The sequence below is a fragment of the Frankia gtarii genome, from assembly GCF_025403375.1.
In the GTDB taxonomy this organism is placed as follows: Bacteria; Actinomycetota; Actinomycetes; order Frankiales; family Frankiaceae; genus Frankia; species Frankia gtarii.
In genome coordinates this window covers 1-14,982 of sequence record NZ_JAMPTM010000159.1, presented here as the reverse complement: position 1 = coordinate 14,982, position 14,982 = coordinate 1, and the positions used below count along the sequence as shown (strand labels likewise).

Sequence of the window (14,982 nt, the reverse complement as noted above, 5' to 3'; positions counted from 1 at the left end):
CAGGAGATGAACCGGACACGAAAGCCTCCGGATCGGCAGGGGAGCGACGACGATCTCGGGTGGCGGTGTCCCCGGAGTCCCCCGGGGACACCGCGGTGGTCGGCGCCCCCGGGACCCCCCGAGTCGGGACCGGGCCGCCGCCGGCGGGCCAGCGACGCCCCCGAACGTCGGGCGCCACCGTGAGCAACCCGGTCTGGTCCGATCAAACCGCCACGTGCCCGTGCAGACCCCGTATCTCGGCGGCTTTCGGGAAAATGACCCCCGCGCGAGGTCAGCGGATGTGCATCCCGGAGATCGCCCGGGCGATGACGAGCCGCTGGATCTCCGACGTCCCCTCGAAGATCGTGTAGATCTTGGAGTCGCGGAACATTCGTTCCACGGGATGATCGCGGCTGTAGCCGGCACCGCCGAGGATCTGCACCGCCTTCTCCGTCGCCCAGACCGCGACCTCGCTGGCCTTGAGCTTGCTCATCGACCCCTCGCCGGCCTCGAACGGCCGGCCGTTGTGGCCCATCCAGGCGGCCCGCCAGATGAGCAGCCGGGCCGCGTCGATCTCCATCCGCATGTCGGCGAGGGCGAAGGCGATCGCCTGATTGGAGATGATCGGCCGGCCGAACTGCTCACGCTCACGGGCGTAGGCCAGGGCGTACTCGTACGCGGCGCGCGCGATGCCGATGGCCTGGGCCCCGACGATGGGCCGGGTGACCTCGAAGGTCGCCAGCGCGGCCTGGCCGGAGGCGCGCCGGCCGGTGCGGGCGGCGGCGAGGCGCTCGTCGAGCCGCTCCCGGCCGCCGAGCAGGCAGCGCCCCGGGACCCGCACGTCGTCGAGGAACACGTCCGCGGTGTGCGAGGCCCGCAGGCCCAGCTTGCGGATCTTGCGGGACGCGCTGAGACCGGGGGTGCCCGGCGGGACGACGAACGCCGCCTGGCCACGTGAGCCCAGCTCCGGATCCACCGAGGCGACGACGACGTGGACGGCGGCGATGCCACCGTTGGTGATCCAGGCCTTCTGGCCGCTGAGGATCCATTCGTCGGTGGTGGGGTCGTGCCGGGCCCGAACCCGCATGGCCGACACGTCCGAGCCGGCGCTCGGCTCCGAGACGCAGAACGCGGCGACCTTCGGGTCTGCCGCATCGCCGAAGCACTGCGGTGCCCACTCGCCGATCTGCTCGGGGGTACCGGCGGAGACGATGCCGGCGACGCCGAGCGTCGTGCCCATGATCGACATTCCGATCCCGGCATCGCCCCAGAACAGCTCCTCGGACACCAGGGGCAGCGACAGGCCGGTGGGATCCGCCCACAGGGTGGCCAGGGCGTCGAAGTCGTACAGGCCGATCTTCGCCGCCTCCTGGATGATCGGCCACGGTGTCTGCTCACGCTCGTCCCAGTCCGATGCCGCGGGGCGGACCACGTCGGCGGCGAAACCGTGCACCCAGGAACGCAGCTCCCGCTGCTCGTCGCTCAGGTCGAGCCCGAACCCTCCGCTCATCGACGCCCTCCGCTCATCGACGCCCTCCGCTCATCGACGCCGCGTCAGACGCGATCGTCGGAGCCGGCAACGTCGAGGACGTCGTCGACGCGGCGCCGCGGGGTCGGGCCGAGTGGCTCGGTATCCGACCGCAGGTAGCCGACTCGCAGGATCATCTGGACGTGCCCCAGCCCGCCGGTGGCCCCGCGGAACTGCTCGCGCATGCCCTCGACGTCGATCGCCTGCGACATCGGCGAGGTGGCGAGGCCGAGCGCCGTCGCCGTGAGCCACACCCGCTGCATCGCCTCACCGGCCCGCAGCCGGTCGGCGGTGGTGTCGGCATCGGTGCCGATCAGCAGGATGCCGGGCCGCTCCACGTCGTACTCCCGCAGCAGCGTGCCCGCCTCGCCGACCACGTCGAGGTCACGCATCGGGAACTCGGACTGGCGGGGCGCGTCGGAGTGGACGACCGCGCTGCGCGGAATGCCGTCGGGGGCGGGCGCCGTCCGGCTCCACGACGCCAGCTCCTTGCGGTAGTCGTCGTTGTGCTCCTCGATCCAGTCCGCCCGCGAGAGCAGGACGCTGACCTGCACGCGCAGGCCCGGATCGGTCGGCGCGGTGAGCCAGGCGCCGTGCGCCTCGGCCGCGTCGCGCAACTGGGCGATGACGTCCTCGGACAGGGGCTGGTCGTCGAAGGGACGGCGGTCGGTGTGCCGGCGGGGGATGGCCTCGACGAGGGCCCGCTCGGCGTCGTCGGCGGGCCGCTGCCCGATGATCGTGACGGTGGCCAGGCGCTTCGAGCGGAAGTCATCGCCGTCCGCCACGAGCTCGACGGCCGGCTCCAGACCGCGCACCCGCAGCGCCAGCCGGGCGTTGCACAGCGCCGCGCCGCAGCTGAGCAGCAGCTGCCGACCCTCGGGATCGGCGATGTCGAGCTGACGGGAGCCGTCGGCGAGGAGAGTCAGTCCGTCCGCCTCGAGCCGCCACAGCCAGGGCTGGGTGTTGTGGATGGAGGGCGCCGTGGCGGCGGCCGCGACCACCTCCCGGGCCAGGCCGGGCGACAACGGGAGCAGTGCGGACCGCTGTGCATCGTTGGACATGTCAGCCTCCCTTCCTCTCGAGTATCTACCCCCAGCCTGCGGGACGATCGCGTTCGGGGCATGCGCCGACCGGAACCCACAGGTCGGGACCGACGGCCGTGCGGCGGGAGTCGAGTGGCAGGTGTCCCGCGCCTCGTCCGCCTGCTGGCACCGACGACCTGCTGGTACCGGCGACCTGCTGGCACCGGCGAAAGGCGATGAAATCATCTCCGAGGGCGCTGGCCGGTCGCCGGCGGCCGGTGGCGCCGGAGTGGGCGCGGGCAGCGGGGGTAGTCCCAGTGCATGGTTGGAACTGACACCGAGGCGGTGGTCGCCGAGCTGCTCACCCGCCATGGGCGGACGTACGCCGACGAGATCGACGCGGACGTGCCGGCCGACACCGCCGAGGCGATGTTCAGGCTGACCGTCTTCGCCCTGCTCGCCAGCGCCCGCATCCGGACCGCGGCGGCCGCCCAGGCCACCCGTGCGCTGATGGACGCGGGCTGGACGGATGCCGCGTCGATGGCCGAGGCGACCTGGGAGGAGCGCACCCGCGTCCTCAACCGCAACGGCTATGCCCGCTACGACGAGAGCGCCTCCCGCCAGCTCGCCGACGCCAGTCGCCACCTGTCGGAAACCTACGACGGTGACATCCGGCACCTGCGTGAGGCCGCGGACCACTTCCCGGACCGCGAGCGAGCGCTGCTGCAGAAGATCAAGGGTATCGGCCCGGTGGGGGCCGATATCTTCCTGGGCGAGGCCCAGGCCGGCTGGGACGAGCTTGTCCCCTATCTCGACGAGCGGGTGCGCCGCACCGCGGGCGAGCTCGGACTGCCGACCAGCCCGCCGCAGTTCCTGGAGCTGGTCGACCGCGCCGACCTGCCCCGGCTGGTCGCGGCGCTGGTCCGGGTGCGGCAGGAGCGCGACGTCGGCGACCTGCGGGAGTCGGCTTCCGACCACTCCTGACTCCTCACCGTCTGGACCACACCGTGTTCTGACCTGCACCCCCCGTTTGGCGCAGCCCAGACGGATGGGTGATCAGACGTCCTGGTCCGACGTCCGTAACCTGGAACACGCGCCGGTGCGGCGTTGCGGCCACCGTGCCCGGGTACGGTTCGGGACGCCGTCGCCGTCGTGGTCTTCTGTCCACCTGATCCGCCGACGCAGCCTGGCCGGATACGGGTCTGCGCGGCGGGCCGGGATGGTTCGCGTGGAGGGTGTTGTAATCTTTCTTGCTCACCGGTCCGCGCCTGGCGGGCAGGTCGGGCCATGGTGGGCGGCCGGAGCCTGCGGCCGCCTGGTCGGATCGGCTGTCGCACCGGAGTTTGGCGAGCTACGCCGGTGCGACGTCGGCGCAGCGGCGTAGCCTCGCAGGCCGACCGGCGACGAAGCCGACGTGAGCCGATCTAGCCATCGAACCCGAAACCGACCGGGAGGAGCGCCGGTGCCGACCATGCAGGATGTCGAGCGCGCCCGTGAACAGGCCTACCTCGACACGCTGTACACCCGGCTGGACGAGGTCCGGGAGATCACCCGGGAGCAGCTGCGCGGGGTGCTGCTCAACGTCGGCACGGGCACTCCGCAGTCGATCGTCGAGCGGGACGTGTTCGCCGCGGCGCATGCCGACCGGCTCGCCCGCCTCGACGCGGCCGAGGGCCGGCTCTGCTTCGGCGCCATGGATCATGATGACGGCCGGCGCACCTACATCGGGCGGATCGGGCTGTCCGACAGCGAGCAGGAGCCCATCCTCGTCGACTGGCGCGCCCCTGTCGCCACCGCCTTCTACCGGGCGACCCTCGCCGATCCGCAGGGCCTCGTCCGTCGCCGGCACCTGCGCACCCGGGGACGGGAGGTCACCGGGATCGCGGACGACCCACTGGGGCCGATCGGGTCGGCGCCGGGCGGCGCGGTGGCACAGTCCGGGGACTCGATGCTGCTGGAGACGCTCGCGGCGCCGCGTACCGGCCGCATGCACGACATCATCGCGACTCTGCAGGCCGAGCAGGACCGCATCATCCGGGCCCGGGCCAACGGCATCCTCGTCGTCGACGGCGGCCCGGGGACCGGCAAGACGGCGGTGGCGCTGCACCGCGCGGCCTACCTGCTGTACAACGACCGGGCCCGGCTCGACCAGTCCGGTGTGCTGATCGTGGGGCCGAGCCCGGTGTTCCTGCGCTACATCGATCAGGTGCTGCCGTCGCTCGGCGAGACCGGGGTGGTCTTCGCGACCCCCGGGCGGCTGTTTCCCGGGGTCGACGCCACCGGCACCGAACCGGTCGAGGTCGCCACCCTCAAGGGCGACCCACGGATGGCCGAGGTAGTCGCCGGGGCGGTCCGGGACCGCCAGCGCCTGCCCCACCAGGAGCTGGTGATCAACTACGACGACCATGTGCTGCGGCTCGGCCAGGACACCGTCGCCCGTGCCCGCACCCGGGCCCGCCGCAGCCGCCGCCCGCACAACTCGGCCCGGCGGGTCTTCCTGCGCGAGCTGCTCGCCGAGCTCACCACCCAGGTGGTCCGTCAGATTCCCGGCGGCCTGCTCGACGCCGACGAGCGCGGGCAGATCACCCGCGACCTGTGGGCGGAGAAGGAGATTCGGACGGTTCTCGACGGGCTGTGGCCGCTGCTGACGCCGCAGCAGCTCATCGGTGACCTGTTCGCCGACCCGGACGCGCTCGCCCGGGCGGCGGGCAGCCGCCTGCGGCCGGCCGAACGAACCCTGTTGCAGGACCTGCCCCCGGCCCGGCCCGGCCGGTCGCTGCCCGGCCGGTCGTTGCCCGGCGCCGGTGGGCCGCGGGCGTTGCAGGCCGCCGGCGTCGGCGGTCCGGAGGCGGTGGACGACGCCGACGACCTGTTCGCTGCGGCGAACCTGCTTCCGACCGCCGCGGGCGCCGGCTCCGCCGGTCCCCGGGCCGCGTCCAGGATTCCGGTCCCGCGCACGGGTGATCCGACCGTCGCCGCCGACCGGCCCACCACTGCGCGGGCCGCCGGTGGCGAGCGACGCTGGACCCCGGCGGACGTGCCGCTGCTCGACGAGGCAGCCGAGCTGCTCGGGGACCCCGAGGAGGAGGCGGGCCTCGAGGCGGCCCGGCGCGCCGACCGGGAGCGGGCGGAGGAACGCGAGTACGCCCGCGGCGTGGTCGACATGCTGGGCCTGGAGGGGCAGATCGACGCGGCGGCGCTCGCCGACCGCTGGTCCGGCCCTCGGGTGCGGCGTTCCGCCGCCGAGCATGCCCGGGAGGACCGCAGCTGGGCGTTCGGCCATCTGATCGTCGACGAGGCCCAGGAGGTCTCCCCGATGCTGTGGCGGCTGCTGTGGCGTCGCTGCCCGGGGCGCACGGCCACCCTCGTCGGGGACCTCGCCCAGACTGCCCGGCCGGGTGCGCCGACGAGCTGGGCGGAGCTGCTGGCGCCCGTGGTCGACGAGCGGTTCACGGTGGAACGGCTCAGCGTCAACTACCGCACCCCGCAGGAGATCATGGACGTCGCGGCGGAGGTTCTGCGTGCACAGAACCCGTCGTTGACGGCACCGGTCTCGGTCCGCGCGGTGGGCCGCCGACCCACGGCGCTGCGGGTCGGCGACGTCGCCGTCGAGGACGTTCCCGGGCTCGCGCGGCTGTTGGGGGACGCGCCGTCCCCCGCGGGTGAGCCGTCCGCGCAGCTGCTGGCCGCCGTCGCACATGCGGCCAGACGGGAGGCGGCGGGGGGCCCCGGCCGCGTGGCTGTGATCACGCGGCCCCGCGACGTGCTGGCCCTGCGTTCGGCGCTGATGGCCCTGCTGCCCGACCTGGCCGTCGTCGCCGACTCGGTCGACCCGGCCAGCGCCGCCGGCAACGCGTTGGACGCGCCGGTCGCGGTGCTCAGCGTGGCGGAGACCAAGGGCCTGGAGTTCGACGCGGTGGTGCTCGTCGAACCGGCCGCGCTGCTCACCGAGCCGACCCGGGGCCTTGCCGATCTCTACGTCGCGCTGACCCGGGCCACCCGCTCGCTCAGCGTCGTCCATTCCGGCGAGCTCCCGCCGGTCCTGGGCGGCCTCGACCAGGAATGCCCTGACCGCCGGTGATCTGACGGTCGGTGATCCGGCGGTCGGTGACCGACCGGCTCAGCCGCCGTCGCCCATCGCCGCCATCCGGGCCGCCACCTCCTGCGGGGGCACCTCCTCGATCCGGGAGGCGATGCTCCAGCGGTGGCCGAACGGGTCGGTGAACTGGCCGGACCGGTCGCCGTAGAACTGGTCCGCCACCGGTCGCACCGCGGTGGCGCCGGCGGCGAGGGCGCGATCGTAGGTGGCGTCGACGTCCTCGACGTACAGCGAGATCGTCACCGGTGACCCGCCGACCGAGGCCGGGCTCAGGGCACCCACCTCGGGGAACTCGTCGGAAAGCATGAGCACCGAGTCACCGAGGTCGAGTTCGGCGTGGCCCAGCTTCCCGCCGGGCCCCGGCATGCGTACACGCTCGGTGGCACCGAGCACGGCGGTGTAGAACTCGATCGCCGCGGCCGCGTCGGCGACACACAGGTAGGGACTCAGCCGGGGCTCGTTGTTGGGGATGGGGGAGATGTCATTCATAGTCAACTCCTGATGACGAAACAGCTAGGACGGATCGGGCACAAGGCGACGAATAGCCCGATCCCGTGCGAGCGGCTCGGTCCAGCGGCCAGGATGGTTGGGTGATGCGGGACGAGGACAGGTCGCGGGACCAGGCGCCGCTCGGGGCGGGACGGGGGCATCGTCTCCCGCGGGTCCGACAGTTTCGGCCCGCCGGCCGCGCGGATCTCGCCGAGCCCGGCGGCACGGACCGGGCCGAGCTGGTCGCCCGGCTGCGGTCGGCACTGGGTGAGCGGCCGGGTGCGTCCGCCGTCGACGGCTCTGCCGTCGACGCCTCCGCCCGGCGGCGGGCGGAGTACTCCTCGGACGCGTCGAACTACCGGGTGCCGCCCGCGGTGGTGGTGTTCCCGCGGGAGGTCGACGACATCGCGGCGGTCGCCGAGGTCTGCCGGGCCACCGGCACCCCGCTGACCACCCGGGGCGCCGGCACCTCGATCGCCGGCAACGCGGTCGGCCCCGGCGTCGTGGTGGACGTCAGCCGGCACCTGGACCGCATTGTCGCGCTGGACCCCGCCGCACGCACCGCCACCGTGCAACCCGGGGTCGTCCTCGACCGGCTGCAGGCCGCCGCCGGCCGCCATGGCCTGCGCTTCGGCCCGGACCCGTCCACCCACGCCCGCTGCACCCTCGGCGGGATGATCGGCAACAACGCCTGTGGCTCGCGCGCGATCGCCTACGGTCGCACCGCGGACAACGTCCTGTCCCTCGACGTGCTCGACGGCACCGGTCGCCGGTGGCGCGTCGGCGCCGGCGAGCGCAACGAAATCCCCGGGCTCGACGCGTTCGTCCGGGCGAACCTGGCGACGCTGCGCACGGAGTTCGGGCGATTTGGCCGCCAGGTGTCCGGCTACTCCCTGGAGCACCTGCTCCCGGAGCGGGGCGCGGACCTGGCCAGGGCGCTGGTGGGCACCGAGGGGACCTGCGTGGTCGTGCTCGGCGCGACCGTGCGGCTGGTGGCGCCCCCGCCCGCGACCGCCATGGTGGTGCTCGGCTATCCCGACATGCCGGCCGCCGCGGACGCCGTGGTGCCGCTGCGGGCGCACGGGCCGCTGGCGATGGAGGGTATGGACGCCCGGCTGGTCGACATCGTCCGCCGCCACCGTGGGGCGGGCGCGGTGCCGGCGTTGCCGGCCGGCACCGGCTGGCTGTTCGTCGAGGTCGGTGGAGATACCCCGGAGCAGGCCGTGGCGGCCGGCCAGGCGTTGGCGGCCGACGCGGGGACGTCGGCGGTTCGCGTGCTGGCGACCGGGTCCGAGAGCCGCGCGTTGTGGCGGATCAGGGAGGACGGTGCGGGGCTGGCCGGACGGACCGCCGACGGCGAGCCGGCCTGGCCCGGCTGGGAGGACGCCGCGGTGCCGCCCGAGCGGCTCGGCGCCTACCTGCGCGACTTCGAGGAGCTGCTGCGCGCCCACCGGCTGGCCGGGGTGCCCTACGGCCATTTCGGTGACGGCTGCGTCCACGTCCGGCTCGACCTGCCGCTCGAGGTCGCGCCGGGCCGGCTGCGCGCCTTCCTCGGCGAGGCCGCCGACCTGGTCGCCGCGCACGGTGGGTCGCTGTCGGGCGAGCACGGCGACGGCCGGGCACGCAGCGAGCTGCTGCCCCGGATGTACTCGCCGGCCGCGATCGCCGCCTTTGCCGGGTTCAAGCACCTGTTCGACCCCGCGGACCTGCTCAACCCGGGTGTACTGGTCCGGCCCCGGCCGGTCGACGCCGACCTGCGCCTGCCCGCCGCCCGCCCGTTGCCCCTCGCCGGCGGCTTCGCCTTCGCCACCGATGCCGGGGACTTCGGGCGGGCCGTGCATCGCTGCGTCGGGCTCGGGACGTGCCGGGCCGACACGTCGGCGGCAGGCGGGTTCATGTGCCCGTCGTTCCTGGCAACCCGGGACGAGAAGGATTCCACCCGCGGGCGAGCCCGGGTGCTGCAGGAGATGGCGAACGGGACGCTGGTCCGGGGCGGCCCCGCCGCCCGGGAGGTCACCGAGGCGCTGGACCTGTGCCTGTCCTGCAAGGCCTGTGCGCATGACTGCGCGGCCGGGGTGGACATGGCGACCTACAAGTCCGAGGTGCTGTACCGGGCGCACCGTCGCCGGATCCGGCCGGTCGGCCACTACGTCCTCGGCTGGCTGCCGCGCTGGGCCCGACTCGCCGGCAGGGCGCCCGCGCTGGTCAACGCCGTGCTGTCCCGGCCCGTGCCGCGGCGGGCCCTGCTGCGCCTCGGTGGCATGGATCCCCGCCGCGACGTTCCCGCGTTCGCGGTCGAGCCGTTCAGCCGCTGGTGGCGGCAGGCGGCGCCGCGGCGAGATGACGGGGACCGGGACGTGGTGCTCTGGATCGACTCGTTCACCGAGTCGTTCTCGCCCGAGGTCGGCCGGGCGGCGGTCGAGGTGCTGTCCGCCGCCGGCTACCGGGTGATCGTGCCGCCCGGCCCGCTGTGCTGCGGGCTGACCTGGATCACCACCGGCCAGCTCGACGGGGCACGCCGACGGCTGCGGGCGACCGTGGCCGGCCTGGCGCCATACGTCCGCGCGGGCACGCCCGTCGTCGGTCTGGAGCCGTCCTGCACCGCGGTGCTGCGTGGCGACCTGACCGGGCTGCTTCCCGACGATCCGGCCGCGGCGCTGGTGGCGGGCGGGGTCCGCACGCTGGCCGAGCTACTGGCGGCCACCCCCGGCTGGGCGCCGCCGCGCCTGGACGGGGTGCGGGTGCTCGCCCAGCCGCACTGCCACCAGCACGCGGTCATGGGCTTCACCGCCGACCGCGACCTGCTCTCGGCGGCCGGCGCCCGGTTGGAGGTGCTCGCCGGCTGCTGTGGCCTGGCCGGCAACTTCGGGATGGAGGCCGGGCACTACGACGTCTCCGTCGCGATCGCCGAGCGGGGTATCGGCCGGGCGGCCGCGGCGGCTCCCGCCGACGCGGTGTTGCTCGCCGACGGCTTCTCCTGCCGGACCCAGGCCGCGCACGTCACCACCCGGCGCGGCCGCCATCTCGCCGAGCTGCTCGCCGTGCCCCCGTCCGTCGCCCCTGGCGCGCAGAGCCCCCGACCGTCGCAACCTGACGCGGCGGGCTCGGCGCAGGTGTAACCGGTCCGGACTCGTTCGATCCGGCCGATAGGACTGTTTGTCCGGCATCGGAATTTTTGACGTCGATGCCTTTTGTCGTCCCGCCCGCGGTCGCGAGCGTAGGTGGGTCATGGGCGCCGGTAAAGATACGCAGGATTGTCGGGAGAAATGTCGTGGATTTCCACGACGGTTGGGTCTGTCGACGGGTCGCGTAGCGGCGTCGGTTGTGTCTCGGAGTGTGCCTGGTGGGAACCCGTGCACACCTGTCGCGACCGTACGGTAATTTTTCGCTCGGCCTCGGGAGTTGTCAGGCCGAGATCGGGCCGGGGGTGTCAGGGAAATTGGCCCGATCCGCTGTTTATTTTTTTCGGCTGCAGCTGGGGGAAATTCACCATGCTCATCGGTACAACCAGGCCCGACAGACGCTGTGCCGCATTGCCGGTGGCCGCCGCCACGGGGAACGGGGACCATCCGGCGCTGGCCCGCTTCCTGATAGTGCGCGGACCGGGCGGAGGCCAGCCGCGATGACGCCGACGAATACCGGTGGTCTTCCCGACGACCTCACCGGCCTACTACGCCGGCCGGCACTGCCCCTGCCCCGCACCCCGCCGGACCAGCTGGTGGCGCCGGTGGCGCCGCGACTGTCCGTCGTGGTGCCGACGCGCAACGAGGCGCACAACGTCGAACCCCTGCTGCGCCGGCTCGACGACGCGCTGCGGGGCCTTGCCAGCGAGGTCATCTTCGTCGACGACTCCGACGACGGAACGCCCGAGGCGATCATCCGGGTCCGGCCGACGGTGGGCCTGCCGGTGCGGGTGCACCACCGCGCGCCGCGGGACCGGGTGGGTGGTCTCGGCGGCGCGGTCAGCGAGGGATTCGCCCTGTGTGCGGCCCCCTACGCCGTGATCATCGACGGGGATCTGCAGCACCCGCCGGAGACGATCCCCGCCCTGTTCGCCGCGGCCGAGCACGACGACGCCGATGTGGTCATCGGCAGCCGGTACATGCCCGGAGGCAGCGCCTCCGGCCTCGCCGGGGCCACCCGTCACCTCGTCTCCACCGGCTCGAACCTGCTCTGTCGGCTGGCGTTCCCGCGGCGGCTGCGTGGGGTCTCCGACGTGATGAGCGGCTTCTTCCTCGTCCGGGTGGCCGCGGTCGACCAGGCGGGGCTGCGCCCCGACGGCTACAAGATCCTGCTGGAGCTGCTGGCCACCGCCGGCCCGCTGCGCATCCGGGAGGTCGGCTACGCCTTCGCCGAGCGGCACGCCGGTGCGTCGAACGCCTCGATGTCCGAGGGGGTCCGGTTCGCCCGGCGGCTGTTCTCGCTGCGGGTTCCTCGCCCGGCGCGGTTCGCCCTGGTCGGGGCGTCCGGCACCGTCCCGAACCTGCTCGGCACCGCCGCGCTGCACCATCTCGGCCTGCACTACCTGGCCGCGGCGATCCTCGCCACGCAGCTCGCGATCGCCTGGAACTTCGTCGGTTGCGAACTGCTGGTCTGGGACCGTCAGGCCGGGTCGCGGCGGCGACGTTACCCGGCGTTCGCGATCATCAACAATCTCGACCTCGTCGTCCGGCTGCCGCTGCTCGCGCTGCTCGTCGGCCGGTGGGGGGTCGGCCTCGGCACGGCGACCCTGCTGTCGCTGGCCGCCGCGGTGATCGTCCGCTACCTGGTGGTGGAACGGCTGGTCTACCGCCGCCGGCCGGCGGGATCACCCGCGCCGACAACGCCCGCCGCGGCGGCCTCGCCCGCGCCGACGCGGGCGCCCTTCGGATCGGCACGAACCAGCCGGCCGAGCCGCCGGCCGGGCGTGAATCGGCCGGGCGGCCTGTCCTGGCCGGCTGGCACACCGGGGGAGGAGGCCTCCGATGCGGCCACGTGAACCGCGGCTGCGTGAACCGCAGCTGCGGCCAGGTGAGGTGCGGCCGCGGGCGCTGCGGGCACGTACGCCGCGGTCGCGCCGTTCAGCTCGGTCGGGCCGTCCAGTTCGGTCGGGCCGGGCCCTGGTCGCTGTGGTGTTGGTCTCGGCCGTCGGGCAGCTCGTCCTGCTGGTCGCCGCGGGCTCGCCGGCGGCGAAGGCACAGACCTGCTCGGACGATCAGTGGAACGCCGAGTTCCACGCCGGGACCGGTCTCGGTGGAGACCCGGCCGGGCAGCGCTGCGACGCCACGATCGACTTCGACTGGTCGGCGAACGGCCCCGGCGTCACCGGCATCGGCACCGTCGGCTATTCGGTGCGCTGGACGCGCCAGGTCACTCTCGCCGCCGGCTCCTACACGGCGAACGTGACCGGCGACGACGGCGTCCGGGTGCTCATCGACGGGCAGTCCGTCGTTGACGGCTGGGGTGACCACGGCCCGCAGACGTTCACCGGCATCCGCACGCTGGCCGCGGGTGCCCACACGATCGTCGTCGAGTACTACCAGAACGCCGGCGGCGCCATGGTCGAGTTCGACCTCACCGGTGGGCCGGGGGAGCCGCGCGGCCCCGGGCCCGACTGCGCGGCCGGCGAATGGGCGGGTACCTACTTCTCGAACCGGACGCTGAGCGGCACCGGGGTGCCCCGCTGCTCGGCGAGTGTCGACTACGCCTGGGGTGACGACGGTCCCGGCCTGGCCGGCATCGGCGCCGACAACTTCTCCGCCCGTTGGACGCGGACGGAGACCTTCGTCGCCGGCACCCTGACGGTCACCGCCACCGCCGACGACGGGATCCGGGTCTACCTCGACGACCAGCCGATCATCGACCGATGGCGCGACCAGGGCCCCACGACCTACACGGCGAGCGTCGAGGTCACCGCCGGCAGCCACGCCGTCCGGGCGGAGTACTACGAGCGCTCCGGGGGCGCGACCGCTCGGGTCGGCTACACCCTCACCCCCGCGCCGGTGTGCAACGGCCTGCAGTGGTCGGCCCAGTACTTCGACAACGTCACGCTCGCCGGCACACCGACGCCGGCACGCTGCGAGAACGGCCTGCGCCACGACTTCGGTGACAGCGGGCCGGGCCTGCCCGGCATCGGCCCGGACGCCTTCTCCGCCCGCTGGACCCGGGTCGACCGCTTCGCCGCCGGTCCGATCAGGATCACCGCGACCGCCGACGACGGGGTGCGCGTCTACGTCGACGGCACCCGGGCGATCGACGGCTGGAACGACCAGGGCCCGACCACCTTCACCGCCACCCTGACGGTGACCGCGGGCACCCACACGATCATCACCGAGTACTACGACCGGGCAGGTGGGGCGCAGATCCGCGTCGACTACACCGGCGGCGGCGACCCCGTCCCGCTGTCGGCCCCGCCGCCGGGCGGATGCACCGCCGACTGCGGCGGGACCTGGCAGACGCTCAGCTATCCGGCGTCCGTCCGGTCCGTGCACGCCAGCGTCCTGCGCACCGGGAACGTGCTGCTCGTCGCCGGCTCCGGAAACGACCTGTCCGCCTTCGACTCGGGCACCTTCAAGTCCAGCGTGTGGAATCCGAGCACCGGTCAATTCAAAGATGTTCCTATTGCGGATGACCTCTTCTGCTCCGGCCACGTCCAGCTTCCGGACGGTCGAATCCTGCTGGCCGGCGGGACGGCCGCTTACTCCACCGCCACCTCCAACTACAAGGGCCTGGCGAAGAGCTACATCTTCGATCCCGTGGCCGACACGTACACGGCGACGAACGACCTGCCCGGCGGCGGCCACTGGTATCCCAGCCTGATCGCGCTGGGCGACGGCGACGTTCTCGCCGTGGGTGGTCTGGACCAGAACGCGGGCGGCAGTGTCGCCACCGAGATGTTCGACAGCTCCCAGCAGAGCTGGCTGCCCGCCGCCGAAGTGCCGCAGACGTACTTCTTCTGGGGCCTCTACCCCGAACTGAAGCTGATGTCGGACGGGCGGCTGTTCTACGGCGGCGTCCACACCTTCGGCAACGCGCCGACGGAGGCCGGTTCGAACATCTACGACCCGGCCACGGCGACGGTCAACGACGTGCCCGGTCTGCGCCACGTGAACCTGCGCGACCAGGGCGCCTCGGTGCTGCTCCCGCCGGCCCAGGCCGGGCGGGTGCTGACCCTGGGGGGTGGCAACGGCGACGCCGGCGCCGACGCCATCGCCGCCACCGACCTCATCGACCTGCGCCAGGCCGACCCGCACTGGCAGCCCGGCCCGGACCTGCCGGCGGCGAAGATGTACGTCAGCGTCGTGATCCTGCCCGACGGGAAGGTCCTGGAGACCGGTGGGGGACGGCACCTGCGGTCCGACCCGGTGCACGAGGCGTCGATCTACGACCCGGTCGCGAACACGTTCACCTCGGTCCCGCCGGACCCCCAGGACCGGACCTACCACTCGCAGGCGTTCCTGCTGCCCGACGGCAGCGTCGCGGCGCTGGGGAACAACCCGCTGGACGGGTCGTTCAGCCAGACGATCTCCGTCTACCGGCCCTGGTACTTCAGCCGGCAGCGGCCCGCGATCACCCAGGCGGCCGACACGTTCGGCTACGGCTCGCGGCAGGCGCTGACGGTCGACGGCGACATCGGTCGGGTCACGCTGCTTCGGCCCGCGTCGGTGACCCACCAGGCCGATCCCAACCAGCGCAGCGTCGACCTGCCGGTATCGGCCGGCAGCCAGGGCGGCCAGATCCTGGTCGACGTCCCCGACAATCCGAACCTTCTTCCGCCGGGGTACTACATGATGTTCGCCCAGAACACCGCAGGGGTCCCCTCCGTGGCCCGATGGGTGCGGGTCGGATGAGCGCGTGCCTGGACGGGCCGCCCGTCCCGCCCTTCC

General features: G+C 73.4%; 8 protein-coding genes. 5 read left to right on the top strand and 3 right to left on the bottom strand.

Annotated elements, in window-relative coordinates; all coding sequences use genetic code 11:
* Positions 1-271: 271 nt before the first annotated feature.
* Both NBZ83_RS20885 and NBZ83_RS20880 read right to left on the bottom strand, forming a co-directional pair.
* Positions 272-1,489, bottom strand: a complete 1,218-nt coding sequence (locus NBZ83_RS20885) for an acyl-CoA dehydrogenase family protein (RefSeq protein ID WP_261569464.1) — start codon at positions 1,487-1,489, stop codon at positions 272-274.
* 44 nt (positions 1,490-1,533) lie between these two features.
* On the bottom strand, positions 1,534-2,568 hold the full coding sequence (locus tag NBZ83_RS20880) for an Acg family FMN-binding oxidoreductase (protein WP_261569463.1): 1,035 nt from the start codon (positions 2,566-2,568) through the stop codon (positions 1,534-1,536).
* Positions 2,569-2,850: 282 nt separating this feature from the next.
* Here NBZ83_RS20880 and NBZ83_RS20875 point away from each other — a divergent pair, with 282 nt between their 5' ends.
* Positions 2,851-3,513 (top strand): HhH-GDP family DNA glycosylase, encoded by a 663-nt coding sequence (locus tag NBZ83_RS20875; protein WP_261569462.1) that lies wholly within the window; start codon positions 2,851-2,853, stop codon positions 3,511-3,513.
* 478 nt (positions 3,514-3,991) lie between these two features.
* Positions 3,992-6,610: a HelD family protein gene (locus NBZ83_RS20870; protein ID WP_261569461.1), complete on the top strand. Its 2,619-nt coding sequence runs from the start codon at positions 3,992-3,994 to the stop codon at positions 6,608-6,610.
* Positions 6,611-6,649: 39 nt separating this feature from the next.
* Here the strand turns inward: NBZ83_RS20870 and NBZ83_RS20865 are convergent, their stop codons facing one another.
* Positions 6,650-7,117 (bottom strand): VOC family protein, encoded by a 468-nt coding sequence (locus tag NBZ83_RS20865; RefSeq protein WP_261569460.1) that lies wholly within the window; start codon positions 7,115-7,117, stop codon positions 6,650-6,652.
* 104 nt (positions 7,118-7,221) lie between these two features.
* Between NBZ83_RS20865 and NBZ83_RS20860 the strand changes: the two genes are divergently transcribed.
* The 3 genes from NBZ83_RS20860 to NBZ83_RS20850 all read left to right on the top strand — a co-directional run bounded on the left by NBZ83_RS20860 (position 7,222) and on the right by NBZ83_RS20850 (position 14,946).
* The gene (locus NBZ83_RS20860) at positions 7,222-10,236 is read left to right on the top strand and encodes an FAD-binding and (Fe-S)-binding domain-containing protein (RefSeq protein WP_261569459.1); all 3,015 of its coding nucleotides are present in this window, start codon (positions 7,222-7,224) and stop codon (positions 10,234-10,236) included.
* Between the two features lie 503 nt (positions 10,237-10,739).
* Positions 10,740-12,095 (top strand): glycosyltransferase, encoded by a 1,356-nt coding sequence (locus NBZ83_RS20855; RefSeq protein WP_261569458.1) that lies wholly within the window; start codon positions 10,740-10,742, stop codon positions 12,093-12,095.
* Positions 12,082-14,946: a PA14 domain-containing protein gene (locus tag NBZ83_RS20850; protein WP_261575630.1), complete on the top strand. Its 2,865-nt coding sequence runs from the start codon at positions 12,082-12,084 to the stop codon at positions 14,944-14,946. Before NBZ83_RS20855 ends, NBZ83_RS20850 begins: the two co-directional genes overlap by 14 nt.
* Positions 14,947-14,982 lie beyond the last annotated feature (36 nt).